The organism is Rhizobium sp. P1_E6, assembly GCF_056405875.1.
On sequence record NZ_JBFUBG010000024.1, the window covers coordinates 45,534 to 71,784 of the forward strand.

General features: G+C 59.9%; 26 protein-coding genes and 2 pseudogenes. 17 read left to right on the forward strand and 11 right to left on the reverse strand.

Annotated elements, in window-relative coordinates:
* Positions 1-101: 101 nt before the first annotated feature.
* From pgsA to AC1D35_RS14785, 3 genes are read left to right on the forward strand one after another with little or no spacing between them, the layout of a single operon-like run.
* A complete protein-coding gene (gene pgsA, locus AC1D35_RS14775; RefSeq protein WP_113295261.1) occupies positions 102-692 on the forward strand; it encodes a CDP-diacylglycerol--glycerol-3-phosphate 3-phosphatidyltransferase in 591 nt (196 codons plus the stop codon).
* Positions 689-943, forward strand: coding sequence for a molybdopterin converting factor subunit 1 (moaD, locus tag AC1D35_RS14780; protein WP_113295260.1), 255 nt, complete (start codon positions 689-691; stop codon positions 941-943). The genes pgsA and moaD overlap by 4 nt, the downstream gene beginning before the upstream one ends.
* A gap of 33 nt (positions 944-976) precedes the next feature.
* Positions 977-1,438: a molybdenum cofactor biosynthesis protein MoaE gene (locus AC1D35_RS14785; protein WP_113312281.1), complete on the forward strand. Its 462-nt coding sequence runs from the start codon at positions 977-979 to the stop codon at positions 1,436-1,438.
* Here AC1D35_RS14785 and AC1D35_RS14790 read toward each other — a convergent pair whose 3' ends face one another.
* On the reverse strand, positions 1,439-2,335 hold the full coding sequence (locus AC1D35_RS14790; RefSeq protein ID WP_115035379.1) for a branched-chain amino acid ABC transporter permease: 897 nt from the start codon (positions 2,333-2,335) through the stop codon (positions 1,439-1,441).
* 66 nt (positions 2,336-2,401) lie between these two features.
* On the opposite strand from AC1D35_RS14790, the gene AC1D35_RS14795 reads away from it, so the two are divergent.
* Positions 2,402-2,950: a CGNR zinc finger domain-containing protein gene (locus tag AC1D35_RS14795; RefSeq protein WP_477938804.1), complete on the forward strand. Its 549-nt coding sequence runs from the start codon at positions 2,402-2,404 to the stop codon at positions 2,948-2,950.
* Positions 2,947-3,453: a hypothetical protein gene (locus tag AC1D35_RS14800; RefSeq protein ID WP_113312283.1), complete on the forward strand. Its 507-nt coding sequence runs from the start codon at positions 2,947-2,949 to the stop codon at positions 3,451-3,453. The genes AC1D35_RS14795 and AC1D35_RS14800 overlap by 4 nt, the downstream gene beginning before the upstream one ends.
* A gap of 75 nt (positions 3,454-3,528) precedes the next feature.
* On the opposite strand, the gene ndk is transcribed toward AC1D35_RS14800, so the two are convergent.
* Positions 3,529-3,951, reverse strand: a complete 423-nt coding sequence (ndk, locus tag AC1D35_RS14805; protein ID WP_016553456.1) for a nucleoside-diphosphate kinase — start codon at positions 3,949-3,951, stop codon at positions 3,529-3,531.
* Between the two features lie 83 nt (positions 3,952-4,034).
* On the reverse strand, positions 4,035-4,724 hold the full coding sequence (locus AC1D35_RS14810; RefSeq protein WP_113295255.1) for a glutathione S-transferase family protein: 690 nt from the start codon (positions 4,722-4,724) through the stop codon (positions 4,035-4,037).
* 248 nt (positions 4,725-4,972) lie between these two features.
* Between AC1D35_RS14810 and AC1D35_RS14815 the strand changes: the two genes are divergently transcribed.
* From AC1D35_RS14815 to AC1D35_RS14835, 5 genes and pseudogenes are all read left to right on the forward strand, one after another.
* Entirely contained in the window at positions 4,973-6,025 is a 1,053-nt protein-coding gene (locus AC1D35_RS14815; RefSeq protein ID WP_477851820.1) for a GGDEF domain-containing protein, read from the forward strand.
* 108 nt (positions 6,026-6,133) lie between these two features.
* Positions 6,134-8,020 carry an ABC-F family ATP-binding cassette domain-containing protein gene (locus tag AC1D35_RS14820; RefSeq protein ID WP_113509190.1) on the forward strand — a complete coding sequence of 629 codons (1,887 nt, stop codon included), beginning with the start codon at positions 6,134-6,136 and terminating at the stop codon, positions 8,018-8,020.
* 47 nt (positions 8,021-8,067) lie between these two features.
* Positions 8,068-8,385 (forward strand): annotated as a pseudogene (locus AC1D35_RS14825) (polysaccharide deacetylase family protein); the annotation flags it as partial.
* Between the two features lie 88 nt (positions 8,386-8,473).
* Positions 8,474-9,400 carry a Gfo/Idh/MocA family protein gene (locus tag AC1D35_RS14830; protein ID WP_477938807.1) on the forward strand — a complete coding sequence of 309 codons (927 nt, stop codon included), beginning with the start codon at positions 8,474-8,476 and terminating at the stop codon, positions 9,398-9,400.
* Positions 9,401-9,475: 75 nt separating this feature from the next.
* A complete protein-coding gene (locus tag AC1D35_RS14835) occupies positions 9,476-10,027 on the forward strand; it encodes a GrpB family protein (protein WP_113311630.1) in 552 nt (183 codons plus the stop codon).
* Positions 10,028-10,137: 110 nt separating this feature from the next.
* On the opposite strand, the gene AC1D35_RS14840 is transcribed toward AC1D35_RS14835, so the two are convergent.
* On the reverse strand, positions 10,138-10,587 hold the full coding sequence (locus AC1D35_RS14840) for a DNA polymerase III subunit chi (RefSeq protein ID WP_477938809.1): 450 nt from the start codon (positions 10,585-10,587) through the stop codon (positions 10,138-10,140).
* The gene (locus tag AC1D35_RS14845) at positions 10,584-12,077 is read right to left on the reverse strand and encodes a leucyl aminopeptidase (protein ID WP_113311632.1); all 1,494 of its coding nucleotides are present in this window, start codon (positions 12,075-12,077) and stop codon (positions 10,584-10,586) included. The genes AC1D35_RS14840 and AC1D35_RS14845 overlap by 4 nt, the downstream gene beginning before the upstream one ends.
* A 141-nt stretch (positions 12,078-12,218) precedes the next feature.
* Here AC1D35_RS14845 and AC1D35_RS14850 point away from each other — a divergent pair.
* The 7 genes and pseudogenes from AC1D35_RS14850 (at position 12,219) to rsmA (ending at position 20,707) form a co-directional block, all read left to right on the forward strand.
* A pseudogene (locus tag AC1D35_RS14850) lies at positions 12,219-12,993 on the forward strand (phosphatase PAP2 family protein).
* A 99-nt stretch (positions 12,994-13,092) separates the two neighbouring features.
* Positions 13,093-14,274, forward strand: coding sequence for an LptF/LptG family permease (locus tag AC1D35_RS14855; protein WP_113311634.1), 1,182 nt, complete (start codon positions 13,093-13,095; stop codon positions 14,272-14,274).
* Complete coding sequence (gene lptG / locus AC1D35_RS14860; protein ID WP_113311635.1) at positions 14,271-15,359, forward strand: LPS export ABC transporter permease LptG; 1,089 nt, start codon at positions 14,271-14,273, stop codon at positions 15,357-15,359. The genes AC1D35_RS14855 and lptG overlap by 4 nt, the downstream gene beginning before the upstream one ends.
* Entirely contained in the window at positions 15,359-17,713 is a 2,355-nt protein-coding gene (locus tag AC1D35_RS14865) for an LPS-assembly protein LptD (RefSeq protein WP_113311636.1), read from the forward strand. The genes lptG and AC1D35_RS14865 overlap by 1 nt, the downstream gene beginning before the upstream one ends.
* A 189-nt stretch (positions 17,714-17,902) precedes the next feature.
* Positions 17,903-18,844, forward strand: a complete 942-nt coding sequence (locus AC1D35_RS14870; RefSeq protein WP_113295244.1) for a peptidylprolyl isomerase — start codon at positions 17,903-17,905, stop codon at positions 18,842-18,844.
* Positions 18,845-18,851: 7 nt separating this feature from the next.
* Positions 18,852-19,880, forward strand: coding sequence for a 4-hydroxythreonine-4-phosphate dehydrogenase PdxA (gene pdxA / locus AC1D35_RS14875; RefSeq protein WP_113311637.1), 1,029 nt, complete (start codon positions 18,852-18,854; stop codon positions 19,878-19,880).
* Positions 19,880-20,707, forward strand: a complete 828-nt coding sequence (gene rsmA, locus AC1D35_RS14880) for a 16S rRNA (adenine(1518)-N(6)/adenine(1519)-N(6))-dimethyltransferase RsmA (protein WP_113311638.1) — start codon at positions 19,880-19,882, stop codon at positions 20,705-20,707. Before pdxA ends, rsmA begins: the two co-directional genes overlap by 1 nt.
* A 55-nt stretch (positions 20,708-20,762) precedes the next feature.
* Here rsmA and gmk read toward each other — a convergent pair whose 3' ends face one another.
* The 6 genes from gmk to fabG form a co-directional block, all read right to left on the reverse strand.
* On the reverse strand, positions 20,763-21,425 hold the full coding sequence (gene gmk / locus AC1D35_RS14885) for a guanylate kinase (protein WP_477938813.1): 663 nt from the start codon (positions 21,423-21,425) through the stop codon (positions 20,763-20,765).
* Positions 21,426-21,428: 3 nt separating this feature from the next.
* Positions 21,429-22,316, reverse strand: a complete 888-nt coding sequence (locus tag AC1D35_RS14890) for a YicC/YloC family endoribonuclease (RefSeq protein ID WP_113311639.1) — start codon at positions 22,314-22,316, stop codon at positions 21,429-21,431.
* Positions 22,317-22,333: 17 nt separating this feature from the next.
* On the reverse strand, positions 22,334-23,554 hold the full coding sequence (mltG, locus tag AC1D35_RS14895) for an endolytic transglycosylase MltG (RefSeq protein ID WP_113311652.1): 1,221 nt from the start codon (positions 23,552-23,554) through the stop codon (positions 22,334-22,336).
* Positions 23,555-23,672: 118 nt separating this feature from the next.
* Positions 23,673-24,935: a beta-ketoacyl-ACP synthase II gene (gene fabF / locus AC1D35_RS14900; RefSeq protein ID WP_113509083.1), complete on the reverse strand. Its 1,263-nt coding sequence runs from the start codon at positions 24,933-24,935 to the stop codon at positions 23,673-23,675.
* A 93-nt stretch (positions 24,936-25,028) separates the two neighbouring features.
* Positions 25,029-25,265 (reverse strand): acyl carrier protein, encoded by a 237-nt coding sequence (locus tag AC1D35_RS14905; protein WP_003547058.1) that lies wholly within the window; start codon positions 25,263-25,265, stop codon positions 25,029-25,031.
* A 285-nt stretch (positions 25,266-25,550) separates the two neighbouring features.
* The coding region (gene fabG, locus AC1D35_RS14910; RefSeq protein WP_477938817.1) for a 3-oxoacyl-[acyl-carrier-protein] reductase at positions 25,551-26,251 on the reverse strand (701 nt) is incomplete at its 5' end.

Sequence of the window (26,251 nt, forward strand, 5' to 3'; positions counted from 1 at the left end):
GTCGCAAATTCCACGCAAAGGCAGCGAAAAAACAGAAAGAATGTTGACGGTCGAGGAGCAAAGCCGTCATCTACCGCCGCATTATCAAAGAGAACCGCATCATGGCATCGCGTGCGTATAGTATCCCCAATCTCCTCACCTACGGCCGCATCCTGGCGGTACCGCTGATCGTCGTCTGCTTTTTCATCGAAGGACGGCTAAACAGCAGCGATACGGCGCGCTGGGTGGCGCTGTGGATCTTCGTCATTGCGTCGCTTACCGATTTCCTCGACGGTTATCTCGCGCGCATCTGGAACCAGACGTCGAATATCGGCCGCATGCTGGACCCGATCGCCGACAAGCTGCTGGTTTCCGCCATCCTGCTTTTGGTCGCTGCCGACGGAACGATCGCCGGCTGGTCGCTCTGGGCGGCGATCATCATTCTTTGCCGCGAAATCCTGGTTTCGGGGCTGCGCGAATATCTGGCGGGACTGAAGGTCAGCGTGCCGGTAACGCGCATCGCCAAGTGGAAGACGACGTTGCAACTCGTAGCCATCGCGTTCCTGCTTGCCGGCCCGGCGGGCGACACCATTTTCCCCTACACGACCTGGACGGGGATTGCGCTGCTTTGGATCGCCGCACTTCTGACGATCTATACCGGCTACGATTATTTCCGCGCCGGACTGAAACACGTGGTGGACGACGAAGAATGACACGGCTTGTCTATTTCGCCTGGGTACGCGAGCGCATCGGCAAGGGCGAGGAGGAGATCGAACTCCCCTCCTCCGTCGTCAGCGTTTCCGATCTTCTGAATCATTTGAAGGGCCTGGGCGAAGAATATGAGATGGCCCTTCAATACCCCGATGTGATCCGCGTGGCGATCGACCAGGAACATGTGGAACATGACGAGCCGATCGGCGGCGCCAAAGAGATCGGTATCTTCCCGCCGATGACGGGCGGCTGAGAACAGCCGTACCATCGGGCCGAGGAGCCTGCTGTGACCATTACCCCCACAATCCGCGTCCAGCGCGACGATTTCGACCTTCAGGCGGAAGTCAACCGGCTCTCCAAGGGCAAACCCGGCATCGGCGCGGTCGTGACCTTCTCCGGCCTCTGCCGCGATGAAGGCGGCATCCTCTCGGCGCTGGAACTCGAACATTATCCCGGCATGGCCGAGGCCGAGATGACCCGCATCGGCGAACTCGCCGTAGAGCGCTTCGGGCTCAGCGGCCTCACGGCCATCCACCGCTTCGGCAAGATCGCCGCCGGCGAGAATATCGTGCTGGTCGCCGCCGCTGCACCGCACCGGCAGGCAGCTTTCGACGGTGCGAGCTTCGTCATGGATTTCCTGAAAACATCGGCTCCCTTCTGGAAGAAGGAACACGGCAAGGACGGTCGCACCGGCGACTGGATCGCGGCGAAGGATGCCGACGACACGGCGCGCGACCGCTGGAAATAATCAGAGCACGACGCGCTCCCGCCGGCTCAACACCAGCAGGAAAACCAGCAGCGAGAAGATGGCAAGATCGCGCCAGATGAAGGAGCCGTAGGCGCCCCAGAGCGTCTCGACGAGTGCCAGGCCGGCAGCGCCGCCCGCCGAACGCAGCGGATCGGAATAGCCGCCGACGGCTGATATCATCAGCACCTTGAGGCCAAACATCAACCCGGCACCGAAATCCATCGAGCCATAATAGAAGGTCGCGAGGATGCCGCAGCAGGTGGCGACGAGTGCCGCGGCCCCATAAGACACCAGGAAGACGCGACTGGCGCTGGTGCCGCAGAGCTCGGCGGCGAGCGGATCGTCGATGACGGCGCGCCACAGGCGGCCCCAGGCCGTGCGCTTCAGGATCAGCGCGCCGATCACGATGATCGCGCACATCAAGATCGTATTCAGCAGCTGGATATAGGTGAGCGTCACTCTGAAGGTGCCATTGCTCCAGAAGGTGACGTTGTCATTCAGGAGCGGTGGTAACCAGATGGCGCGGGTGTTGGCGGCAAGGCGCGCCGTCTCCATCAGCACGATCATCATGCCGAGTGCGGCGACGATGACCGTGTTCGGCGATTTGCTGGCGAGCGGTTGCATGACGAAGCGGCCAATCCAGACCCCTGCGCCCACCGAATAGATCAGCGAGGCGCAGATGCCGATCGATATTGCTGCCGGCAGCACCAGCCACAGGCGATTGTAGGCCATGTCCGTGAACAAGAGCAGCATCTGGCCGGCGAAGGCGATGATCGCCCCATAGGTGATGTCGGCCCGCTTCGTGACACCGAAGGCGATCGAATAGCCGAAGGCAAGCGCAGCGTAGAGCGCTGCGAGCGGCACCGCATTCGCCAGTTGCTGCAGAAGATAGGCCATTCCGTCACTCCAGATCGACTTAAAATAATAACTGGCAAAATGTGTTTTACCAGTTATATTTTTCCCATGAGCTTTTCCTGGACCTCTCACCGTTTTTCCGGCGGCGCACTGGCGCTTGATGTCGCCAACAKCGTCATCCTGCGTCACGATACTGCGCGCCGCATCGACCGCTTCGCGGCCGAAGAGCAAATGGAGCGTTTCCCCGAGGCGGCGCAGGAATTCTGCGCCGAACGGGCACTTTTCGGCGACATAGTGCCGGTTGGAGCGCAGAATAGAGCGAACTTCATCGAACTGCGCGAAGCGACTGACCGTTATTTCCGCCAGCGCGTGGTCGGGGGCAATGACGACCGGCTTCTTGCCGAACTGCTGGAAGCGCTGGCGCGCACGCTGCGGGGTGCTGCGGAAAAGGGTCTCGATGCGGCGACGGCCCATTCGGTTCTGCGGCTGATCGCCATGTCCGATCCGGAGCGGATGAAGATTTGCGGCAATTGCGGCTGGCTGTTCATCGACCGCAGCAAGAACAAGAGTCGGGCCTGGTGCGACATGGCCGTCTGTGGCAACCGCGCCAAGGCTAACAGGCACTACCGGCGGAAAAAGGAGGAGGAGACGAAATGAAGCGGCGCTCGATCATCACGGCTCTAGCCACAACAGGGCTTCTGCTCTCCGCCTGCCAGCGCGAGGCCGAAAGCATGCTGGAAGTGACAGGGCATCTGTTCGTCTTCAACTACCGCGTCGCCAGCGCCACCTATCTGCTGACGCTGAAGAAGACGGCGCCCATTCCCGACGGCTCGACCATCGTCGCTGAATTCGAAAACCCCCAGGGCGGCGCGCCGCTGGTGCTGAACCAGAAGGTGTTTCCGATGGAGGACAAAATCTCGGTCCAAAGCGAGAACCTGCATTGCGTACACAAGGACAGGCCCTATGCGGTCACCGTCAAGCTGGTCGACAAGGACGGCAAGCTGCTGCAGGAACTGAAGACGCAGTTCAAATCCGATCTCGACCAGACCGTGCTGCCGAGCAAGCCGCTGGTACTCGGGGCGGGTTATGAGAAAAACCCTGAAGTTTTCAAACCGGACGGGACCACGGATTTTTCGAACACTGACAAATGTCCGGACTGAAAATAAAAAGCCGGGACGAAGCCCGGCTTTCATAAGTTAATTCAATGCATTCCGAGGAAATGCTCTGCGGCTGAATCAGCCGACGATTTCGGTGTCGGAGAACCAGTACTTGATTTCCTGGGCAGCCGTTTCCGGAGCGTCGGAACCATGAACCGAGTTTTCACCGATCGAGAGAGCATGGACCTTGCGGATCGTGCCTTCGTCAGCGTTTGCCGGGTTGGTTGCGCCCATGATTTCGCGGTTCTTCAGGATGGCACCTTCGCCTTCCAGAACCTGAACGATGGTCGGGCCGGAGGTCATGCCTTCGACGAGTTCGCCGAAGAAAGGACGTTCCTTGTGAACGGCGTAGAAGCCTTCGGCTTCGCGCTTGCTCATCCAGACGCGCTTGGAGGCGACGACGCGCAGGCCGGCATCTTCGAGCATCTTGGTGATAGCGCCCGTCAGGTTGCGCTTCGTTGCGTCCGGCTTGATCATCGAGAAGGTGCGTTCAATCGCCATATGTCGGATCCTCATACTCATCGGGGAAAAGTGGGCGGTCTTTAACCGCCTCACCGCCCGAAAACAAGGGGTCTCCGGCAATTTCACGCCGCTGTCACAGTCCGGCCCCGGCTCTCATGAAGATCGAGGCAGCGTTCGAACCAGCCCATGACGGGGTCGTCGGAAGCCAGCATGGCAAGGCCGGCGGCGATGCGCAGCCATTGCAGCGCACCGAAGACGATGTAATCGGCAAAGAGCGGGCTGGCGCCGCCGATGAAGGGCTGGAACCGGAGCATGTGACGCATCGGCTCCAGCTTGGCGGCAAAAACCTCCCTCTCCGTCTCGCGGCCGGCAGCGAATTCCTCCAGCGGCTTGCCCAGGCGGTCTTCGCGACTGAGGCGGAAATAGACCTTGTCGCCCTCATCGAGGATCGAATGAATATCAAGAAGCGCAATCCGCATGATCGCCGGGTGGACGACCATCTGCGAATAGCCCTCGACCATGCGCGACAGGGCCTTGCCGCCCTCGCCGCCGAAAAGCGACGGACGGTCCGGATAGGCCTCCTCCAGATAAAGGGCGATATCGAAGCTGTCGGAAATCAGACGGCCATTGTCATCAAGGACAGGTACGGTCTTGGAGAAGCCGCCGCCGATATCGGCAATGCGGCCGTATGTCGTTGGAACTTCCTCGAAATCGAGGCCCTTGTGGGCCAACGCCATCACCGCCTTCCAGCAATGCGGCGAGAAGAAGTGACGCTCATCGGCGCCGCACAGGGAATAGAGAGCTCTGGTCATGACCGTCCTTTCGCAATCGCAATTGTTTCATTCCACGCCCAAAAGCCGATGCGATCAAATCAGGAATTTTCATGGCGCCCATCGCGTCCGCTGCTGAAATGGATTCGGCCACTCCCGACCGGAACACAGCAAGACCGCGTTAACCGGTTTTGCTGCTTCCCGCCCGAGAAAGTTTGAAAATTCAATGTCTCTTAAAAGCTTACCTGCATAGCGGAAGTATAGGAGCCGATGGCAATGAGGGGATCGTCATGCCGACTGCCGTTGCAAATGCGTTGAATGCACGCGAGACCGCCCGACCGGCGTCGGTGACCGATATCCAGAAAGTCGCTCAGCACATGATGCGGCTCAATGTGGCGGGCCTGCCACGCAATTACGAATTGTTCTACGAAGCGCTGATCGGCCTGAATGCCGGGCTGGCGCAGGATATCGCCGCCCTTGGCCCGCATCCGCAGCAGGAGGCCTTGGACGAACTCGGCCTGCGTTACCGGCTCGTCGGCCACTACGGGCTGGCGGGCGACCGCTCGCGTAACGAGGCGAGCCGAATACTCAAGGAGACGGCGGAACGGCTGGCCGAGGGTCGCCTGCATCACCGGGCCTTCACGCGTGCCTGCGAAACCGTCCTCAGGTCCGTCTCGGGTCAGCAGGATCACCAGAGCCTTGCCGATTTCATGGCAGAGGTCGAATATCTCGCCTCCTCGCTTTCCGCCGTCCTTGCAGCAGAACAGACGATCGGCACCAGGCTGGAAGAGGATATCGAGCGGCTGACGACACTGGAGCGCGGCATTTCGGCGGTACAGGCTGCTGCTGTCACCGACAAGATCACCGGCCTGCCGAACCGCATCGGCCTCAATCGGGCGCTCGATAATCTCTATGGCCAGGAAGAAGGGGCTGCCGGCAGCGCGCTGGTCATGATCGACATCAACGATTTCAAGGGGCTGAATGCCCGCTACGGCACGCAGACCGGCAACAAGCTTCTGAAGAAGCTCGCCAGCCTCTTCCGCAAGACGGTGAAGAAGAACGATTTCATTGCCCGCACGGAAGCCGACGAATTCGCCTGCCTCTTCGCCAATGTCGGCATGCAGGATGCGCTGGCGATCGCCGAGCGTCTGCGCAGTTCGGTCGAAGACAATCTCATCTTCGCGGCGTCCGACACGTCGGAAGCGGGCGGCCTGACGATTTCGGTCGGCGTGGCGCTGAGCGGCGATGCCGCAACATCAGGCCAGCTCCAGGCCAATGCCCGCGTGGCGCTGCTCGCCGCCCGGACCAATCCGCGCCAGCCGGTGCAGGCTTTCGGGCGCTGACGCTCTGAAGCAACAACCACGCGGCATCTGGCGCAGCGGATGGGCCGATCATCAAAGCTCGTCGCTCCCATCTTGCCTTGGCGGCGGCTTTCGGCCAAAACCGCGCCCATGATCACGATTTCAGATATTTCTGCCCGCATCGCCGGCCGCCTGCTTCTCGACCATGCCAGCGTCTCGCTGCCGTCAGGCACGAAAGCCGGGCTCGTGGGGCGCAATGGCGCCGGCAAGTCCACTCTCTTTCGCGTCATAACCGGCGATCTGGGAGCGGAAAGCGGGACAATATCGATCCCGAAGAATGCGCGCATGGGTCAGGTGAAGCAGGAAGCGCCGGGAACAGAGGATTCGCTGATCACGATCGTGCTTTCTGCCGACAAGGAGCGCGCGGCACTGCTTGCCGAGGCGGAGACCGCAACCGATCCGCATCGTATCGCCGAGATCCAGATGCGCCTCGTCGATATCGACGCCCATTCGGCGGAGGCACGCGCCGCCAGCATTCTTTCGGGCCTCGGCTTCGATCAGGAAGCGCAGGCACGGCCCGCCTCGTCCTTCTCCGGTGGCTGGCGCATGCGCGTGGCGCTCGCCTCCGTGCTCTTCACCGAGCCGGACCTGCTGCTGCTCGACGAGCCGACCAACTATCTCGACCTCGAAGGCACGATGTGGCTGGAGGAGTATATCCGCCGCTATCCGCATACTGTCATCATCATCAGCCATGACCGGGATATGCTCAATAACGCGGTCAATTCGATCGTTCACCTCGACCAGAAGAAACTGACCTTCTACCGCGGCAATTACGACCAGTTCGAACGGCAGAAGGCGGAAGCCGACGAGCTGCAGATGAAGGCCAAGGCGAAGAACGACGCCGCACGCAAGCACCTGCAGAGCTTCATCGACCGCTTCAAGGCCAAGGCCTCTAAGGCAAAGCAGGCCCAGTCGCGCGTCAAGGCGCTGGAGCGCATGGGCACGGTTGCGGCCGTCATCGAGGATCACGTCCAGCCGATCACCTTCCCGGAGCCGGAAAAGCAACCGGCCTCACCGATCGTCGCGATCAGCGGCGGCGCCGTCGGCTACGAGCCGGGCAAGCCGATCCTCAAGGGGCTTAACCTGCGTATCGACAATGACGACCGCATCGCTCTTCTTGGTTCGAACGGCAACGGCAAGTCGACTTTCGCGAAATTCATTTCGGGACGGCTGGCGCCGGAGAGCGGCGACTTACGCCTGGCGCCGAGCCTGAAGATCGGCTTCTTTGCCCAACACCAACTCGACGACCTCGTGCCCAACGAAACACCTGTCGAGCATGTGCGCCGGCTGATGCCAACCGAGCCGGAAGCCAAGGTGCGCTCCCGCGTGGCACAGATGGGCCTTGCGACCGAAAAGATGGCGACGGCGGCCAAGGATCTCTCGGGCGGCGAAAAGGCACGCCTGCTGATGGGGCTTGCTGCCTTCCATGCGCCGAACCTCCTGATCCTCGACGAGCCGACCAACCATCTCGACATCGACAGTCGCCGCGCGCTGATCGAAGCGCTGAACGATTATGACGGCGCGGTCATCCTGATCTCGCACGACCGGCACCTGATCGAGGCAACCGTCGACCGCCTCTGGCTGGTCAACAACGGCACGGTGACGAGTTTCGAAGGCGATATGGAAGAATATCGCGACCTGATCGTCGCTTCGGGCAAAAAAAAAGACGACGAAAAGCAGAAACAGTCTGAAGACCAGGCATCGAGGGCCGATCAGCGCAAGCTGAATGCCGACAAGCGCGCCTCGCTTGCCCCTCTCAAGAAAAAGATCAACGAAATCGAATCCTTGACGGGCAAGCTGGAGAAACTGATTCAGGGACTTGATGTGGAGCTTGCAGACCCAGTGCTGTACGAAAAAGCGCCCGCCAAAGCCGCCGAAAAAGCCAAGCAGCGCGGCGAAGCTGCCGCGAAGCTCGCCGCCGCCGAAGAGCAATGGCTGGAACTTTCCGCCGAATATGAGGAAGCGATGGCCAACTGAGGCGTCATCTCCCGACCACCATTTTTGAAGCCGGGTCGGCCGAAGGCAACCTGAACTTCTTCCGCTTCCCTTATCTCGCCGAGAACCACAAGCTCCGGGCTGCCGTTGCCATGCGCGACATGGTGGTCATGGATGTGGAAATCGACAGCAAGAATTATTTCAATACGACGCCGGTTGCTGTCATCAAACTGACGATGGACCTTCTGCACAAGCGCGGCCGCGGCATCATCCTGATGCATGACATTCACAAACGCACCGCCACGATATTGCCAACACTGCTTTCGAAACTCGAGGCGGAGGGTTACAAGGTAGTGACGCTGAAATTCAGGAAGAGCTCCGCGCCGGTGGAAATGGCTTCGCTCTGATTGCGATGACTTGCCCACGGACCGCTTTCTGATAAAACGGCGCGCAATAAGTCATACTTTTAGCGAAACACCGAACGCGAGCTTCACCATGTCAGCCATCAACCTCGCCATCGTCGGCGTCGGCAAGATCGTCCGCGACCAGCATCTCCCCTCCATTGCCGCCAATGCCGACTTCAAGCTGGTGGCGACGGCAAGCCGCAACGGCACGGTAGACGGCGTTGCCGCCTACACGTCGATCGAAGACATGCTGGCAGCGGAACCTTCGATCGATGCCGTTTCGCTCTGCATGCCGCCGCAGTATCGCTACGAAGCTGCCTACAAGGCGCTGGCCGCCGGGAAGCACGTTTTCCTCGAAAAGCCGCCGGGCGCAACACTGAGCGAAGTCGCAGATCTGGAAGACCTCGCGACCAAGCAGGGTGCGACGCTGTTTGCAAGCTGGCATTCGCGTTATGCAGCCGCCGTCGAAGCCGCAAAGTCGTTCCTTGCCTCGACCGAGATAAAGAGCATGCACGTCATCTGGAAGGAAGACGTGCGTCACTGGCATCCGAACCAGGAATGGATCTGGCAGGCCGGAGGCCTCGGCGTTTTCGATCCAGGTATCAATGCGCTCTCGATCGTCACGCATATTCTGCCCAAGGCAATGTTCCTCAGCGCCGGCACGCTGGAATTCCCTGAAAACCGCGACTCGCCGATTGCTGCCGATCTGCATTTCCGCAATGTCGACTACGTTCCCGTTCATGCCGAATTCGACTGGCGCCAGACGGGCAAGCAGAGCTGGGACATCATCGCCGAAACGGCGGCCGGACAGATGGTTCTTTCCGAAGGCGGCTCGAAGCTCTCGGTCAATGGCGTGCTAACATTCTCTGCACCTGAAGCCGAATATCCTTCGCTCTACCGCCGTTTTGCCGAACTCATCAAGGCCGGCAAGTCGGATGTCGATCTGGCGCCGCTGCGCCATGTCGCCGATGCCTTCATGCTCGGCAAGCGCAAATTCGTCGAGGCGTTCCACGACTGATCGGATTTCGCAGGCAGATGCCATTGCGCCTGCAGAATGCTAGGATAGGAAAACGAAACGTGAGGGACGTTTTCCATGCAGCAGGAGCAGGATGAATCGTTTGGGTTGGGCGTCCCGCATCTGGCGGTGAGGCTTGCCGACCCCAATGCCAAGTGGCGGGAGGCCTATCTGCTGGAGGAGGCCAGGATTCGCGACGCGCTTGGCCCTCTGGCAATCGACATCCAGCACTTCGGCAGCACCGCCATTCCAGGCATCAAGGCGAAACCGATCATCGATATCCTGATCGGCGTTCGGCGCCTTGATGACGGGCTTGCCTGCATCAAGCCTATGGAAGCGATCGGCTACGACTATGCCGGTGCCGACATCGTGCCCGACGACCATCTCTTCGGCCGCGGCATCACAGGCGAGACGCGCACGCATCTCGCCCATGTCGTCGAATATCGGGGCTTCAACTGGAGGCGGAACGTCTTCTTCCGCGACAGGCTGCAAAAGGATCCGGCTCTCGCGCTTGCCTATGAGGAGTTGAAGATCGGCCTGGCGCAGAAATATGCCGAGAGCCGCGCCGCCTATACCGGAGCGAAGAAGGATTTCATCGACAGGGTTCTGGCGGAAGCGGGCCTCGCCTGAGGGCCTAAAGCGTGTCGCGATCTTTCAGACGCGCTTGCCACGCTTCAGGCCTTTGTTTTTGCATGTCGTTATCGCAAAACCGCGGCACACTTTTGCGCGACATGCTCTAGTCAGGCCTTCTTCTCCCACCGCCCTTCCGGCGTCTGCTGCCAATAGGTGAGGTTATGCCCCTCGCCTTTCAGCTTCTTCCACTGGGCGCGCGCGCCTTCAAGTTGCTCCGGATCGTAACCGTCGAACATGAAGACGATGCGCTCATAATCCGCGACGGCCGGCGGCTCGGCACCGTCGACGATGAAGCGGACGGTGGCGGCATTCGGATTGTCAGGCGAAACGGTCAGGAGAACGGGCTGATCCTCGGCGAAATCGGCCTCGTCCGTACCATGCGGCAGGAAACTGTCCTCCCGATAGGTCCACAGATGCGCATCCAGCGTGTCACGCCGCGCGGCCTCCTTCATCTGGACGGCAACGCGCCAGCCGCGCTCGACACTCTTGTCGAGCAACGGCGGAAGCGCGTCTTCCAGTTTCGATTCGGTCAGATGGYAGAAGAGGATTTCCGTCATCGTGCTTCGTAGCTGGTGCGGACCAGCTCGTCGAGCAGGCGTACGCCATAGCCGGAGCCCCAGGACTGGTTGATCTCGTCCTGCACCGAGCCCATGGCCGTGCCGGCGATATCGAGATGCGCCCAGGGCGTATCCTGCACGAATCGCTTGAGGAAATGCGCTGCGGTGATGGAGCCGGCAAGGCGGCCGCCGGTATTCTTCATGTCGGCGAACTTGCTGTCGATCATCTTGTCATATTCCTTGCCGAGCGGCATGCGCCACAGCTTCTCGTTCGTCACGAGACCGGCCGAGGTCAGTTGCGCCGACAAAGGATCGTCATTTGAGAAGAGGCCCGCATGGCTATTGCCGAGGGCGACCAGGATCGCGCCTGTCAGCGTCGCGAGATTGATCATGAATTGCGGCTTGAAGCGGTCGTTGCAGTACCAGAGCGCATCGCAAAGCACCAGACGGCCTTCGGCATCGGTGTTGATCACCTCGATTGTCTGGCCGGACATCGAAGTGACGATGTCGCCCGGACGCTGGGCGTTGCCATCGGGCATGTTTTCCACAAGGCCGATGATGCCGACAGCATTGACCGCTGCTTTACGAGCGGCAAGCGTGTGCATCAGGCCGGTGACGGCTGCCGCACCGCCCATGTCGCCCTTCATGTCCTCCATGTTGGCGGCCGGCTTGATCGAGATGCCGCCTGTATCGAAGACCACGCCCTTGCCGATGAAGGCGATCGGCCGATCCTTGCTCTTACCGCCCTTCCACTGCATGACCGCAAGGCGCGGCGGACGGACGGAACCTTGGGCAACGCCGAGCAGCGCGCCCATGCCCAGACGGCGCATTTCGCGCTCGGTCAGGATTTCCACCTCGACGCCCAGCTTTTCCAACTCCTTGGCCTTGGCAGCAAATTCAACAGGGCCGAGAACATTCGGCGGTTCGTTGACCAGGTCGCGGGCGAGATTGACGCCGTCGGCGACAGCCTCGGCATCTGCAAAGGCCTTCTTGACCGCAGCCGCGTCGGCCGTGACGATCGTCACCTTGACCGACTTGCCCTGCTTCTCCTCGTCGTCATTCTTCTTCGTCTTATAGGTATCGAAGCTGTAGGCGCGCAGCAGCATGCCGAGAGCGAAATCCGCCGCAGCCTTGGTGCTGACTTCCACGCCTGGCGCATCGATGAAAACCGTCGCCTTCTCGGTATTCTTGATCCGCGAGGCCGCACTGCCGCCGGCCTTCAGCCAGTCATGACCGGTAAGCTCGGCTCCTTTGCCGAGACCGATGACGATGATGCGTTCGACGGGCGCGCCTTCCGGCGCCACCAGGTCGAGAGCGGCCATCGATTTTGCCGAGAAACGCGCAATCTTCGACGCCTTGGCGATCACACCCGCCGGATCGGCGATCTCAGCTCCGGCCGCTGTCTCCGCTTCGGAAGTCTTCAGAAGAATCGCGAGGCCGCCACTCAGCTTTGCCGATTTTGAGAATGAAATTTCGAATTTTGCAGACATGTGTTCTCCGATGGGATTCATGAAATCCGTTCCAGAGGGATAATTTCGCGTTTGCCGGGTCTGTCAATGGCCGGCGACAGTTGTTATGTTCCGCGCGGCCACCCGGCCAAATGGTTTTCGTCAGTTTCGTAGATGTTTGCGTTGACAGTTTTTTCGAAAAATCGATGGCGGGGCCTGGCAGTTCGCCTGCCGCAAACGGCATTCGGCGTGTTCGTGCTGCTCTTCTGGGTGTGGTGGCTGCTGCTTGCTCTCTTCCGCGCCTTTCCCGAGATAGACATTTATTTTTCCCAGCTTTTTTTCGTGCAGGCGGTCTGTGATGCATCGGCCCCCGCAACCGAGATCTGCGGCTCCTTCCCCTACCGGAGCGAGGCTATCCTCGGCCTCTTGCGCACGCTCTTCTTCTACGTTCCATATGTCGTGACCGCGGTGATGCTGTGGAAACTGGCGGAGTGCTACCAGCAGCATGGCGCGACGTTCAACGCGCCCCGCGCCCGTGATCTGAAGGTTGCGCTTGGCACGCTGCTGATCGGTCCCGTTCTCCTCGTCAATGTGATCCTCAAGGAACATTGGGGAAGGCCACGGCCAGTCCAGACGGATTTTTTCGGCGGTACGCTGCACTTTGCCGAGGCCGGTTCATTGGCCGGCAAGTGCGTCTCGAACTGTTCCTTCATTTCCGGCGAGGCTGCTAGCGCGGGCTGGTTGTTCTGCCTGCTGATCTTCGTTCCGAAATCGGTACGTTATGCGCTTGTGGCGCCCGTTGCCGCCGTTTCGATCCTGACCCCGGCGATGCGGCTTTCATTCGGCGCACATTATCTTTCCGACGTCGTGCTGGGGTGGCTGTCCTCAGTCGTTATATTCGCAGCGTTGATGGCACTCGCTGAGTCGCCACAGCGCCAAAAAAAATTCTGAAATTTGAATGAATTTTTGACACTGACTTGTCGCAAAACCGAGACAAACAGCGTAGAGGGAATCTCCTGTCGGCCAAATCGGCCTGCAGGTGCGTTCAAGGGCGGGCATGAAACTACTTGAGACATATATATTGCGGCGTGTTGGCCAGATGTTTCTTGTGGCCCTGCTCCCGGTGCTCGCGATCATCTGGACCACCCAGGTTCTGCAGCGAATCAACCTGGTGACCGATAGCGGCCAGTCGATCGGCTCCTTCGCCACGCTTGCGACGCTGATCCTGCCATCGATCATTCCCATCGTGCTGCCTTTCGCCCTTGTCATCGGTATTACCCAGACGCTGACGACGATGAACAACGATTCCGAGCTGACCGTGATCGATGCGGCAGGCGCCCGCCGGAGCATCCTGGCGCGGCCGATCCTGCTGCTCGCAATCCTCGTCAGCGTCTTCTCGTTCTTCGTCGACAATGTCGTCGAGCCGCGTGCGAAAACGGTTGTGCGGCAGATGATCGCCGCGACCTATGCCGATCTTCTTTCATCCGTGATCGAGGAAAAGACCTTCCGCAAGATCGACGAAGGCCTCTATGTGCAGATCTCGCAGCGGCTCGCCGGCCGCATGCTCAAAGGCCTCTTCGTCGCCGACGAGCGCGACCCGAATTACGAGCTCATCTACTATGCGCGAGAGGGCGCCGTGGATGATATTGGCACGTCGCTGATCATGCATGACGGCGAAGTCCATCGCAAAACGCCCGATGGCAACGTCTCGGTCATCAAGTTCGATTCCTATTCCTTCGACCTTTCGGACATGACGGGAAATAATGGACAGGCGACGCTTCGCGCCAGCGATCGCGATCTCGCCTTCCTGCTCAACCCCGATCCGAAAGACCCTGACTACATCGCCAAGCCCGACAGCTATACCGCCGAGCTGCATCGCCGCCTGACCGACTGGATGCTTCCTTTCGTTTTCGCGCTGTTCTCGCTTGCCATCGCCGGGGATGCGCGATCGCATCGCGAGGCACGCATGCATCCAATGATCGGCGCTCTAGGCCTCGCATTCGTATTGCGCTGGGCCGCATTTTACGTTGCCAACCAGATCGACAAGAGCACGATCTATATCCCGATCCTCTATGCGATTCCGATCGTGACCAGCCTTGTTTCGATTATTTTCCTGAACATGCATAAGCGGCTCGCCATGCCGCTTGTCGTCAGAAATCGCACCTCAACGATCTGGAAGCGCGCGCAAAAGCGGGTACTTGCCGCGACGAGCCGGACCGGCGGAGGTACGGCGCGATGATTTTCGGGACATTGTCGCGCTATTTTTTCCGCCGGTATGTCGTGACCACCATGTGGTTCCTGCTCGGCATGAGCGCCATCACTTTTCTGCTCGACTTCAGCGAGACGGCAAGCCGCATCTCCAACTTTCCCGGCTACACGCTGGGTGGTGCTGTGCTCCTCACCGCCGTTCGACTGCCACTGATCCTGCAGCAAACGATCCCCTTCGTGGCGCTGTTCGTCGGTATTACCGTGCTGATCGGGCTCAACCGGAAATATGAACTCGTCGTCACCCGTGCGGCCGGCATCTCGGTCTGGCAGTTCATGCTGCCCTTTATCGTCGGCTCGCTGATTCTCGGCGTGCTGACGGTGGTCGCGCTCAATCCGCTCGCCGCCTGGGGGCAGAGGCAGGCAACGCAATTCGAAACGGCCTGGCGCGGTCAGGACAATGCCATGATCAAGGCGCTGCAGGTTCCGTGGCTGCGCCAGATCAGCGGCCGGGACGATGTCATCATCGGCGCCAAGACCGTTCTGGAGAACGGCACGCTGCTCGTGGACGCGGTGCTTGTCCACTTCGATTCCACCGGTCAGGTCATTCTGAGGCAGGACGCCACGTCCGCCAAATTGGAAGATGGTTACTGGCAGCTTAACAACGTCGTGGAACGCAAGCCTGGGGAAATCCCGGTGCGTAAGGCTACGGAGCGGCTTCGTACCAATCTGAAGCAGGACTTCATCAAGGAGCGGCTGACAGCGCCGGAAACAATTGGTTTTTTTGACCTTTCCAACCGTATCGCTGCTGCCAAATCCTTCGGGATATCCACGAAGGCGCTTGAGACTCAATTCAACTCTCTGCTGTCGCAGCCGCTGCTCTTGGTGGCCATGACTCTCATTGCTGCAACAGTGTCTTTAAAATTTAGCCGGTTCAACCAATCACGCTCAGTGATTCTGGGTGGAATCCTTTCAGGCTTCATGCTTTATGTCGTCACCGTGCTTGTGAAAGCATTCGGAAGCAGCGGTGTCGTGCCGCCGTTTGTGGCGACTTGGATACCAGTGATCGTGGCGCTCGCTTTAGGAGCGACGATCCTGCTTCATCAGGAGGATGGCTAGTGGCGGTAGGCGACCGCAAGCAGTTTAGTAAACAGTTGGTTGCCCTGCTTCTAGGTGCGGCTCTGTGTTCCTATTTTGAGAGCGCTCCTCTGGCGTATGCCCAGGAGAACACTACAGGTATGCCTGCGATCGGCCAGAATATCTCGCCGGACGCAAAACTGATGCTGTCGGCAAACGAACTGGTCTATGACAAGGACCAGGAGATCGTCTCTGTCATCGGCGGCGTGCAGATCAATTACGGTGGTTACCGGATGGTAGCCCAGAAGGTCGACTATAACCAGAAGACCGGCCGCATGATGGCGACCGGTAACATCGAACTGGCGACCCCTGACGGTAACCGTATCTATGCCGACAGCCTCGATGTGACCGACAATTTCGCAGACGGCTTCATGAACGCGCTGCGAATCGAGACGAGCGACAATACGCGGCTTGTTGCCGAAACCGGCCAGAGAGTCGGCGGCACGCAGATGATTCTGAACAAAGGCGTCTATACCGCCTGTTTGCCTTGCGCCGAAAAGCCCGATCGCGCGCCCTTCTGGCAGGTCAAGGCAAAGCGCGTCATTCAGGACGGCGAGAAGCACACGATCCGGCTGGAACATGCCCGTTTCGAACTGCTCGGACAGCCGATCGCCTACGTTCCGTGGATCACGGTCCCTGACAATACCGTGAAGCGCAAGTCGGGCTTTCTGTTCCCGTCCATGAGCGTTTCGCAAAATCTCGGCTACGGTCTTTCCGTTCCATACTATTACGTCATTTCTCCGAGCTCGGATTTCACCGTTACGGGCACCGGCTATACGTCTCAGGGCTTCATGCTTGAGGGTGAATATCGCCGGCGCTTTGAAAACGGCACGCTGACCATGCACATTGCCGGCATCGACCAGATGAACCCCGGCAACTTCAGCACCGGCACAAGTGATGCCGAAGCCGAACAGCGCGGCATGGTCGCCTCGAGAGCAAACTTCAGCATCAATCCCCGCTGGACATTCGGCTGGGATGTGATGGCGCAGAGCGACAACAACTTCTCGCGCACTTACAGGATCCAGGGTTATTCCGGGACGCCCTACGCGAATAACGTGTACTTAACGGGTCTCGGTAAACGGAACTACTTCGACCTGAGAGCCTTCTATTTCGACGTACAGGATGCCGATCGCCACGACACGGCGGAAAAGCAGCAGGCGATCGTCTACCCGACGCTCGACTATCACTATGTCGCGCCGCAGCCACTTGCAGGCGGCGAGCTTTCCGCGGATGTCAATCTCACCAACATTTCGCGCACCCACGACGACTTTTATAATGTCGCAGGTTTCGACCGCTTCCGCGGCCTGGAGGGTCAGACGACCCGCTTGACCACGGAAGTGCAGTGGAAGCGCACCTACGTTACGCCGACCGGCCTGTTGATCACACCGTTGCTCGCAGCACGCGGCGATGCCTTCGCGCTCAACATGGACAGTCCTGTCGACGCCAACGGCATTCCGTATGCCGGCAATTATCTCGACGATAATGCGGCAACGCGCGGAATGGTCACGGCTGGGCTGGAAATGCGCTATCCGATCCTGTTCACAACCAGCAACAGCACGCATGTTCTGGAGCCGATCGCCCAGATCTATGCACGACCGGATGAACCGCTCGCCGGCCGCCTGCCGAACGAAGACGCCCAAAGCTTCGTTTTCGATGCGACCAATCTTTTCGACCGCGACCGATTCTCCGGCTACGACCGTATCGAAGGCGGGACGCGAGCGAATCTCGGCTTCCAGTACACCGGCACCTTCGACAGCGGCTATAAGCTGCACGGCATCTTCGGACAGTCCTATCAGCTCGCGGGTCAGAACTCGTTTGCGACCGACGACCTCGTGAATGTCGGAGCCGAGTCGGGCCTTGAGACCGACCGTTCCGACTATGTCGGCCTCGGCGGCATCGAAATGCCTTTCGGTCTTTCCGTTGCGGCATCTTACCGGTTGGACGAGAAGGATTTCTCGTTCAATCGCGGCGATCTGACCACGGCCTATCAGAACGATACCTTCTCGGGCCAGGTCACCTATACGCACGTTACCGCCCAGCCGGAATATGGCTTTGCCGAAGACAATGACGAGATTCAGACAAGCGCCAGGGTCAAGTTCAAGGATTACTGGTCGATCTTCGGCGGCATTGCCTGGGATCTGAACAATGATGTCGTCACCAGACGTACGCTCGGCATTTCCTATGAGGACGAGTGCACGATCTTCACGATCGCCTATGTGGATAGGCGTGATACGACGGATCAAACGGCAAGCGACTGGACAATCGCTGCCCGCCTGACCTTCCGCACGCTCGGCGATATCAGGCTTGGCACCGGTGACTCTGCAAACAGCCTCTGATGAAAGATGGACGGCCGGAAATCTCCGGCCGGGCCATTCTTTCGCCGTAAGCCTGTGCAGGACATTGCGACCAGTCGTTATGTGAGGCATAGGGAGTCGCGGAGCAAGAGATGCGATTTCCGCTGGTCTCAGTGTATATGGTAAGAACGCCGCGCGCTGGACCGTGCGGCGCTATCGGGAGGTCAACAGATGATTGACGCGAAGAAAACCGTAACCACGCTTATTGCAGGCGCAGCCTTCATGCTTGCTGCCTTCAGCACCCCTGTCTTCGCCGCCAGCGAAGTTAAGGCGGTGGTAAACGGTACCGCCATCACCAGCGGCGACGTTGCCAAGCGACAGGCCTTCATGCGCCTGCAGCGCCAGAAACCCGATGCGAAGGCCGCGGAAGAACAGCTTGTCGACGAGGCGTTAAAGCGGCAGGAAGTCTCCCGCGTGCGCATGTCCGTCTCGCAGGACGACGTCAACGCTTCCTTCGCCCGGTTTGCCTCCAGCAACAAGCTTTCCGTCGAGCAGATGGGGCAGATCCTCGACCGTGCCGGCGTCGGTGTCGATCATTTCAAGAGCTTCATTGCCGTGCAGATGAGCTGGCCGCGCGTCGTCAACGCGCGTTACGGCTCCAGTGCGCGCCTATCGAATTTCGACCTGGTCAACCGCATGATGCAGAACAACAAGCAGAAGCCGGTGACGACAGAATATATGCTGCAGCAGGTCATCTTCGTTGTTCCCGCATCCAAGCGCAACGCGATCACCGGCAAGCGCAAGAGCGAGGCCGAAGCGTCACGCTCCAAATATCCGGGCTGCGATCAGGCAAAGACTTTCGCCGCCACAATGCGGGACGTTTCGATCCGCGATCTCGGCCGCATGCTGGCCCCGGAAATTCCGGCGGACTGGAAGGATCTGGTCATAGGGGCCAAAGGCAATACCACGGCTACGCGTGTGACCGACAAGGGCGTGGAATATCTCGCGATCTGCAGCCAGCGCCAGGTTTCGGACGACCAGGCGGCCGAAATGGTGTTCCGTCAGGAAGACCTGGACAAGGCCAAATCGGACAAATCCGCGGCGCCGGAAAATGAAAACGCCTCCAAGTATCTGGATGAACTGCGTAAAAACGCGCAGATCATCTACCGTTGATCTTTTCATGGCGACACCGTTTTCGCGACCGCTTGCACTGACGCAGGGCGACCCCGCCGGCGTTGGGCCTGATATCACCCTCATGGCCTGGCTTCGCAGACGCGAGCTTGGATTGCCGCCATTCTTCCTGATCGGCGATCCCGATGTGCTTGCGATTCGGGCACGAAAACTCGGCCTTGATGTTCCCCTGCGCAGCATCGACAACACAGCCGAAAGTCTCGGTGCATTTGTKGACGCGCTACCGGTCATACCGATACCGGCTGGCATCGATGTTGCCGCCGGAGAGCCGCATGTCGCAACGGCAAAGGGCACGATCGCCTCGATCGAAGCCGCTGTAGCGCTCGTCATGCAGGGCGAGGCGCTTGCGGTCGTCACCAATCCAATCGCCAAGTCGGTGCTCTACGAGGCGGGGTTCAAGTTTCCAGGTCATACGGAATTTCTTGCCGATCTCGCCATGCATGCGACCGGTCAGTCGATCATGCCGGTCATGATGCTCGCCGGACCGAAACTGCGCGCTATTCCTGTCACGATCCACATTCCGCTCAAGGATGTGCCACAGGCGTTGACGCTCGGCCTGATCGTTGAAACCTGCCGGATCGCAGACAGGGATCTGAAGCAGCGGTTCGGAATCGACTCTCCACGCCTGGCCATTGCTGGGCTCAATCCGCATGCGGGCGAAGGCGGTGCGATCGGCAACGAGGATGAGACCATCATCCATCCGGCGGTTCAGGTCCTTCGTGACGAAGGTATCGATGCGATTGGGCCCCTCCCCGCCGACACGATGTTCCATGACGAGGCGCGCACGCGTTATGACGTTGCCGTCTGCATGTATCACGATCAGGCGCTGATCCCGGCCAAGGCGCTCGGCTTCGACGATTCCGTAAATGTGACGCTCGGCCTTCCTTTCGTGCGCAGCTCTCCCGACCACGGCACCGCCTTCGGCGTTGCCGGCAAGGGGCTTGCACGCGAGACGAGCCTCGTTGCTGCGCTCAAGCTCGGCGCTCAGCTTGGACGTACTGCGGAAAGCCATCTTTGATGGCTGCACTCGACGGTCTGCCGCCGCTTCGCGAGGTTATCCAGCGTCATGGGCTCGATGCGCGCAAGGCGCTCGGGCAGAACTTCCTGCTTGATCTCAACCTGACGCAGAAGGTCGCTCGCACTGCAGGTGCGCTTGAAAATACGACCGTCTTCGAAGTCGGCCCCGGGCCCGGTGGCTTGACGCGCGCCATCCTGGCGCTCGGTGCGAAGAAGGTCATCGCGGTCGAGCGCGATGCACGCTGCCTGCCGGCTCTCGCTGAGATCGCCGACCATTATCCCGGTCGGCTGGAGGTCATCGAAGGCGATGCGCTGAAGACGGATTTCGAAGGAATGGCGCCGGAAGGCCCCGTCAAGATCATCTCTAACCTGCCCTACAATGTCGGTACGCAATTGCTTGTGAACTGGCTGCTGCCGAAGGCATGGCCGCCCTTCTGGCAATCTCTGACACTGATGTTCCAGAAAGAAGTCGGCGAGCGGATCGTCGCTTCGGAGGACGACGATCACTATGGCCGTCTCGGCGTGCTCGCGGGCTGGCGCACCGATGCCCGTATGGCATTCGATATTCCGCCACAGGCTTTCACGCCGCCGCCGAAGGTCACGTCGACGGTGGTCCACCTGACGCCGATCGAGAAACCCATCCCCTGCTCTGTCGCCAATCTGGAGAAGGTGACGCAAGCCGCCTTCGGCCAGCGCCGCAAGATGCTGCGCCAGAGCCTGAAGCCGATCGGCGGCGAAACTCTGCTTAACAAAGCTGGTATCGATCCGGCTCGACGCGCGGAGACCCTATCCGTGGAAGAATTCTGCCGCTTGGCGAACAGTCTTTAGAGCATTTCACGCAATTCCGGACGCAAAACCGCTTCACACTTTTGCTGGGATTGCTCTAAAGAACCGGCGTCTCTTCCAGCAATTCGCGGACGAAATCGAACATGCCATGGCGGCGGTCGCGGCGCAGCCGCTCGGCCTTGACGATCGACTGCACAGCGTCGAATGCGGCGTTCAGGTCGTCATTGATGATGACGTAGTCATATTCGCGCCAGTGGGCGATCTCAGCGCGGGAGTTTGCGAGGCGCGTCTGGATGACCTCCTCGGAATCCTCAGCGCGGCGATGAAGGCGAGACTGCAACTCGGTCATAGTCGGCGGCAGCACGAATATCGACACGACGTCAGCCTGCATCTTCTGCTGCAATTGTTGGGCACCCTGCCAGTCGATATCGAACAGCATATCGCGGCCTTCGGACATGGCCTGCTCGACGGGCTCGCGAGGCGTGCCGTAGAAATTGCCGTGAACCTCGGCCCATTCCAGCAGGGAATCAGAATCGCGCAGCCGCTCGAATTCACGCACGCTCTTGAAATGATAGTGCACGCCTTCCACTTCGCTCGGACGACGCTGGCGGGTCGTGACGCTGACGGAAAGACCGATCTGCCTGTCCGTTTCCAAGAGCGTACGCGCGATGGTGGATTTACCGGCACCCGRAGGCGACGAGATGACCAGCATCAGACCGCGACGGGCGATCTGGATGGGCGAGGTTTTCGCCGGGCTCATGTCCTACTCCAAATTCTGGACCTGCTCGCGGAACTGATCGATCACCACCTTCAGCTCAATTCCTGCCGCGGTGACGGCCGAAGCGTTCGACTTCGAGCAGATGGTATTCGATTCTCGGTTAAATTCCTGTGCAAGGAAATCGAGCTTTCGTCCGACGGGGCCGCCCTTCGCCAAAAGATCGCGGGCGGCGGCGACATGAGCCTTCAGCCGGTCGATCTCTTCGCGCAGATCCGCCTTGGTGGCGAGCAGCGCTGCTTCGGCGTGCAGTCGGTCGCGGTCAAGCGCGCCGGTGCCTTCCATGAGCAGCGCGACCTGTGCGGAGAGCCTTGCCGCGATCTCCTGCGGCGAGCGGGAGGGATCGGCCTCGATCGTGCTCGTCAGCCCTTCGATCGTCGCGATATGGCCGAGAAGCACGCGTGTGAGTGCTGCTCCCTCCTGCTCACGCATGGTCTTGAGATCGGCAAGAGCAGCCGTCACTCCTGCCAGGATATCGGCGTCGCGGGCGGCAACCGTCTCTTCGCTGTCCTGCGTCTCGCGGAAATCGACAAGACCACGGATGGAAAGCAGCGTGTCGAGCCTCAGCGGCGCCGGATCGATCAGACCCTCCAGCTTGTCGCGCATGGCGAGAACGGCAGCAAAGGCGTCCTGATTGAGCACGGCTTCAAGCTGGCCTTCACCTGAATTCAGGGACAGTGTGGCCTGCAGATTGCCGCGGCTGAAATTCTCGCCTGCAATGCGGCGAACATCCGGTTCGAGGCGCTCCAGGCCGGGTGGCAGACGAAGGCGGAGATCGAGCCCCTTGCCGTTGACCGAACGCAGTTCCCATGCCCAGCGCCAGCGGCCGGTCGTTCCCTCGCGCCGCGCAAAACCGGTCATGGACTGCAATGCCATCGAAGGGCCTCCCGATATCAGTTGATCTTCTTTTTCTTCGGCGGAACCACCGATGTATTGTCCGCAGGCTGGTCTTCCGGCTGACCGTCAACGGCAATTTCGGGATCCGCGCCCTTGTCCGCCTCCAGCTTGCGCCAGCGCTTGACGTTGGCGTTGTGATCATCGAGCGTCGCCGCGAAAACGTGACCGCCGGTGCCATCGGCGACGAAATAGAGGTCCTGCGTCTTCCAGGGATTGGCGACGGCTTCCAGCGCGTCCTTGCCTGGATTAGCGATCGGCGTCGGCGGCAGGCCCTTGATGACGTAAGTGTTGTACGGCGTCTCTTTCTTCAGATCGGATTGGTAAATCGGCCGGTCGGAAGGTTTGCCCTCGCCGCCGAAGAGACCATAGATGATCGTCGGATCGGACTGCAGGCGCATGCCCTTGCCGAGACGGTTCAGGAAGACGGAAGCGACATGGGCGCGCTCATCCGGCACACCTGTCTCCTTCTCGACGATCGAGGCGAGGGTGACGAATTCTTCCTTGCTCTTCAGGAGCGGGGAAGGATCGCGCCGTTCCCAAATCTGGTCGACCAGCTTCTGCTGGGCGGCGGCCATCTGGTCGATGATCTCGGAACGCTTGGTGCCGCGCGAGAACTTGTAGGTATCGGGCCGCAGGCTGCCTTCCGAAGGAAGAGCCGCCGGCAGGTCGCCTTCGAGGACCGGATCATCCAGCATGCGATCGAACATCTGCCGCACCGTCAGCCCCTCGGGGAAGGAGACGGAATAGAGGATGGATTTTCCAGATTTCAGGAGCTCCATGATCTCGTTCATGGATGCATGCGCCTTGATCTCGTATTCACCGGCCTTGAGGCTCTCGCCGGCGTTGAGATGGGTCGCCGTCAGATAACGAAAGACGCGGGCATCCGAAATGATGAGATTGCGCTCGAGGTTCGTGGCGATTTCCGCAAGGCCTGCGCCGTTGCGGATGATGAAGTTGGTGTTCGTCTGCAGCGGACCGGGGCTCTGATAAGCCGTGATGGCGTAGTAGAAGCCGATGAGGCCGGCGATGCAGACGACCACGGCCATGGTCATCACGAAATTCAGGAAGAGGATGACCTGGCTGCGGGCATTCCTGGAGCGCTTCGGCGGCTCGGGAACACGTTCCGGCCGCAGGGCTTCGCTCGGCGACTTCGGGATGATCGGTCCCTTCTGCGCCGGCTGGCCGTTGTCGCTGCTCTGGTTGGTCGTATCGCTCACCGGCAATCCTCTAAAACTTGGCCCCCGCTTCGCTATTTCGCGAAGTAATGCGGCAAAAACAGGTTCTGCCGCGCGTCATGGCGCCGTTTGACGTTCGCCCGTGCTCGTGAACCGCCTGTTACCCGACGTAGCGGCGCAGCACGAGCGATGCATTCGTGCCGCCGAATCCGAACGAGTTGGATAGCGCCACGTTAATTTCTCGCTCACGAGCCTTGTGCGGAACAAGATCGATTGCGGTCTCCCGCTCAGGATTGTCGAGATTGAGCGTCGGAGGGGCGATGTTATCCCGGATTGCGAGGGTCGTGAAGATCGCCTCGATGGCACCGGCAGCACCCAAGAGATGGCCGGTCGCAGATTTGGTCGACGACATGGAGATCTTTGACGCCGCATTGCCGACGAGACGCTCGACAGCACCAAGTTCGATCGTGTCAGCCATGGTCGAAGTGCCATGGGCGTTGATGTAGTCGACATCGGCAGGCGTCAAGCCGGCGCGCTTAAGTGCCATGGTCATGCAGCGGAACGCGCCGTCGCCGTCTTCCGACGGCGCGGTGATGTGGAAGGCATCGCCGGAAAGGCCGTAGCCGACCACTTCGGCGTAGATCTTGGCGCCGCGTGCCAGCGCATGGTCCAGCTCTTCGAGAACCACGATGCCGGCGCCCTCGCCCATGACGAAACCGTCACGGTCCTTGTCGTAGGGGCGCGACGCCTTCTGCGGGTCGTCATTGTGCTGCGTCGATAACGCCTTGCAGGCGGCAAAACCGGCAAGCGAGATGCGGCTGACGGGCGATTCCGTGCCCCCGGCAACCATGACATCGGCATCGCCGAGTGCGATCAGCCGAGCTGCATCGCCGATCGCATGCGCGCCGGTAGAACAGGCAGTGACGACCGAATGATTGGGACCGCGCAGCTTGTGGCGAATGGAAACCTGCCCGGACACGAGATTGATCAGACGGCCAGGAATGAAGAATGGAGAGATGCGGCGCGGGCCCTTGTCGCGCAGCGTATAGCCGGCTTCGACAATGCCTTCGATGCCGCCGATGCCCGAGCCGATCAGCACGCCGGTGGCGATCTGATCTTCATCTGCCTCAGGGTGCCAATTTGCGTCGTTCAGCGCCATTTCGGCTGCTGCCATGCCGTAAATGATGAAGGGATCGACCTTGCGCTGTTCCTTCGGCTCCATCCAGTCGTCGGCATTGAACGTGCCTTCGGAACCGTCACCGACGGGAATGCGGCAAGCAATCTTTGCGGGGAGATCTTCGACCTCGAACTCGGTCACGAGGCGGGCACCGTTTACGCTCGCAAGCAGGCGGGACCAGGTAATTTCCGTTCCGCACCCCAAGGGCGATACCATGCCGGTACCTGTAATGACGACCCTTCTCATCGACTGCTTTCCCCCGTCTATTATGTTTTATGGAGAAACATGCTCAAAAGAAAAGGGCGGACTCTTGGCCCGCCCTTTCTCGAATGCACAGAATCAGGCCTGAGCCTTCTCAATAAACTTCACGGCATCGCCGACCGTCAGGATCGAGTCAGCGGCATCGTCGGGAATTTCGACGCCGAATTCTTCTTCGAAAGCCATGACCAGTTCGACCGTGTCGAGCGAGTCAGCGCCCAGATCGTCGATAAAGCTGGCGCTCTCGACAACCTTGTCGGCATCGACGCCAAGATGATCAATAACAATTTTCTTTACGCGTTCTGCGATATCGCTCATGTCGGTTTCCTCGACCTTATGTCCTGATCGGAATGTCTTTCTGACACCCCACCCTGTTTCAGCCTGCGATGCTTTCAGACATCCTCGGCAAACTCGTTTACCCGGCTTTAGAGAAGTCCCAGGCTTGCGAAAAGCCCGCCGGTCCGTCTGCTTTTTTCGGGACGACTGTTGACAGTCATGGCCCGCTTAACATGCTTTAAGTCTGCCGCAAAGCCAGAAAATCAACCGTTCGTGATTGCTCAACACGCTATTGGGTGAAATTGGCGGCCGCGGCAGCTAATCGTTTCAGATCATGGCCATGCCGCCGTTTACGTGCAGCGTCTGGCCCGTCATATAGGCCGCTTCCGAGGAGGCCAGATAGACGACGGCAGAGGCCACTTCGGCGCCGGTTCCCATGCGCTTCATGGGGATCGCACCCATGATCGTTTCCTTCTGCTTATCGTTCAGCTTGCCGGTCATGGCGCTTTCGATAAAGCCCGGAGCGACGCAGTTGACTGTCACGTTGCGGGTGGCGATTTCCTGGGCCAGCGACTTAGAGAAACCGATCATGCCGGCCTTGGAAGCGCAGTAGTTCGCCTGTCCCGGATTGCCGGTCACGCCAACGATTGAGGTGATGTTGATGATGCGGCCGTAACGGCGGCGCATCATCGGATGGGTGAGCTCTCGCGTCAGGCGGAAGGTCGCCGTCAGGTTCACTTCGAGAACGGCATCCCAGTCCTCGTCGCTCATGCGCACGAAGAGACCGTCCTTGGTGATGCCGGCGTTGTTGACCAGGATATCGACACCTTCGAGATCGGCTTCCGCCTTCTGGCCGAGAGCCTTGACCTCGTCGCGATCCGACAGGTTCGCCGGGAAGATCTTCACGCGGTCACCGAGTTCGTTTGCCAAAGCCTCGAGCTTTTCGACGCGGGTACCGTGCAGGCCGACAATGGCGCCCTGCTTATGGAGAAGGCGGGCGATTTCTTCGCCAATGTCGCCCGATGCGC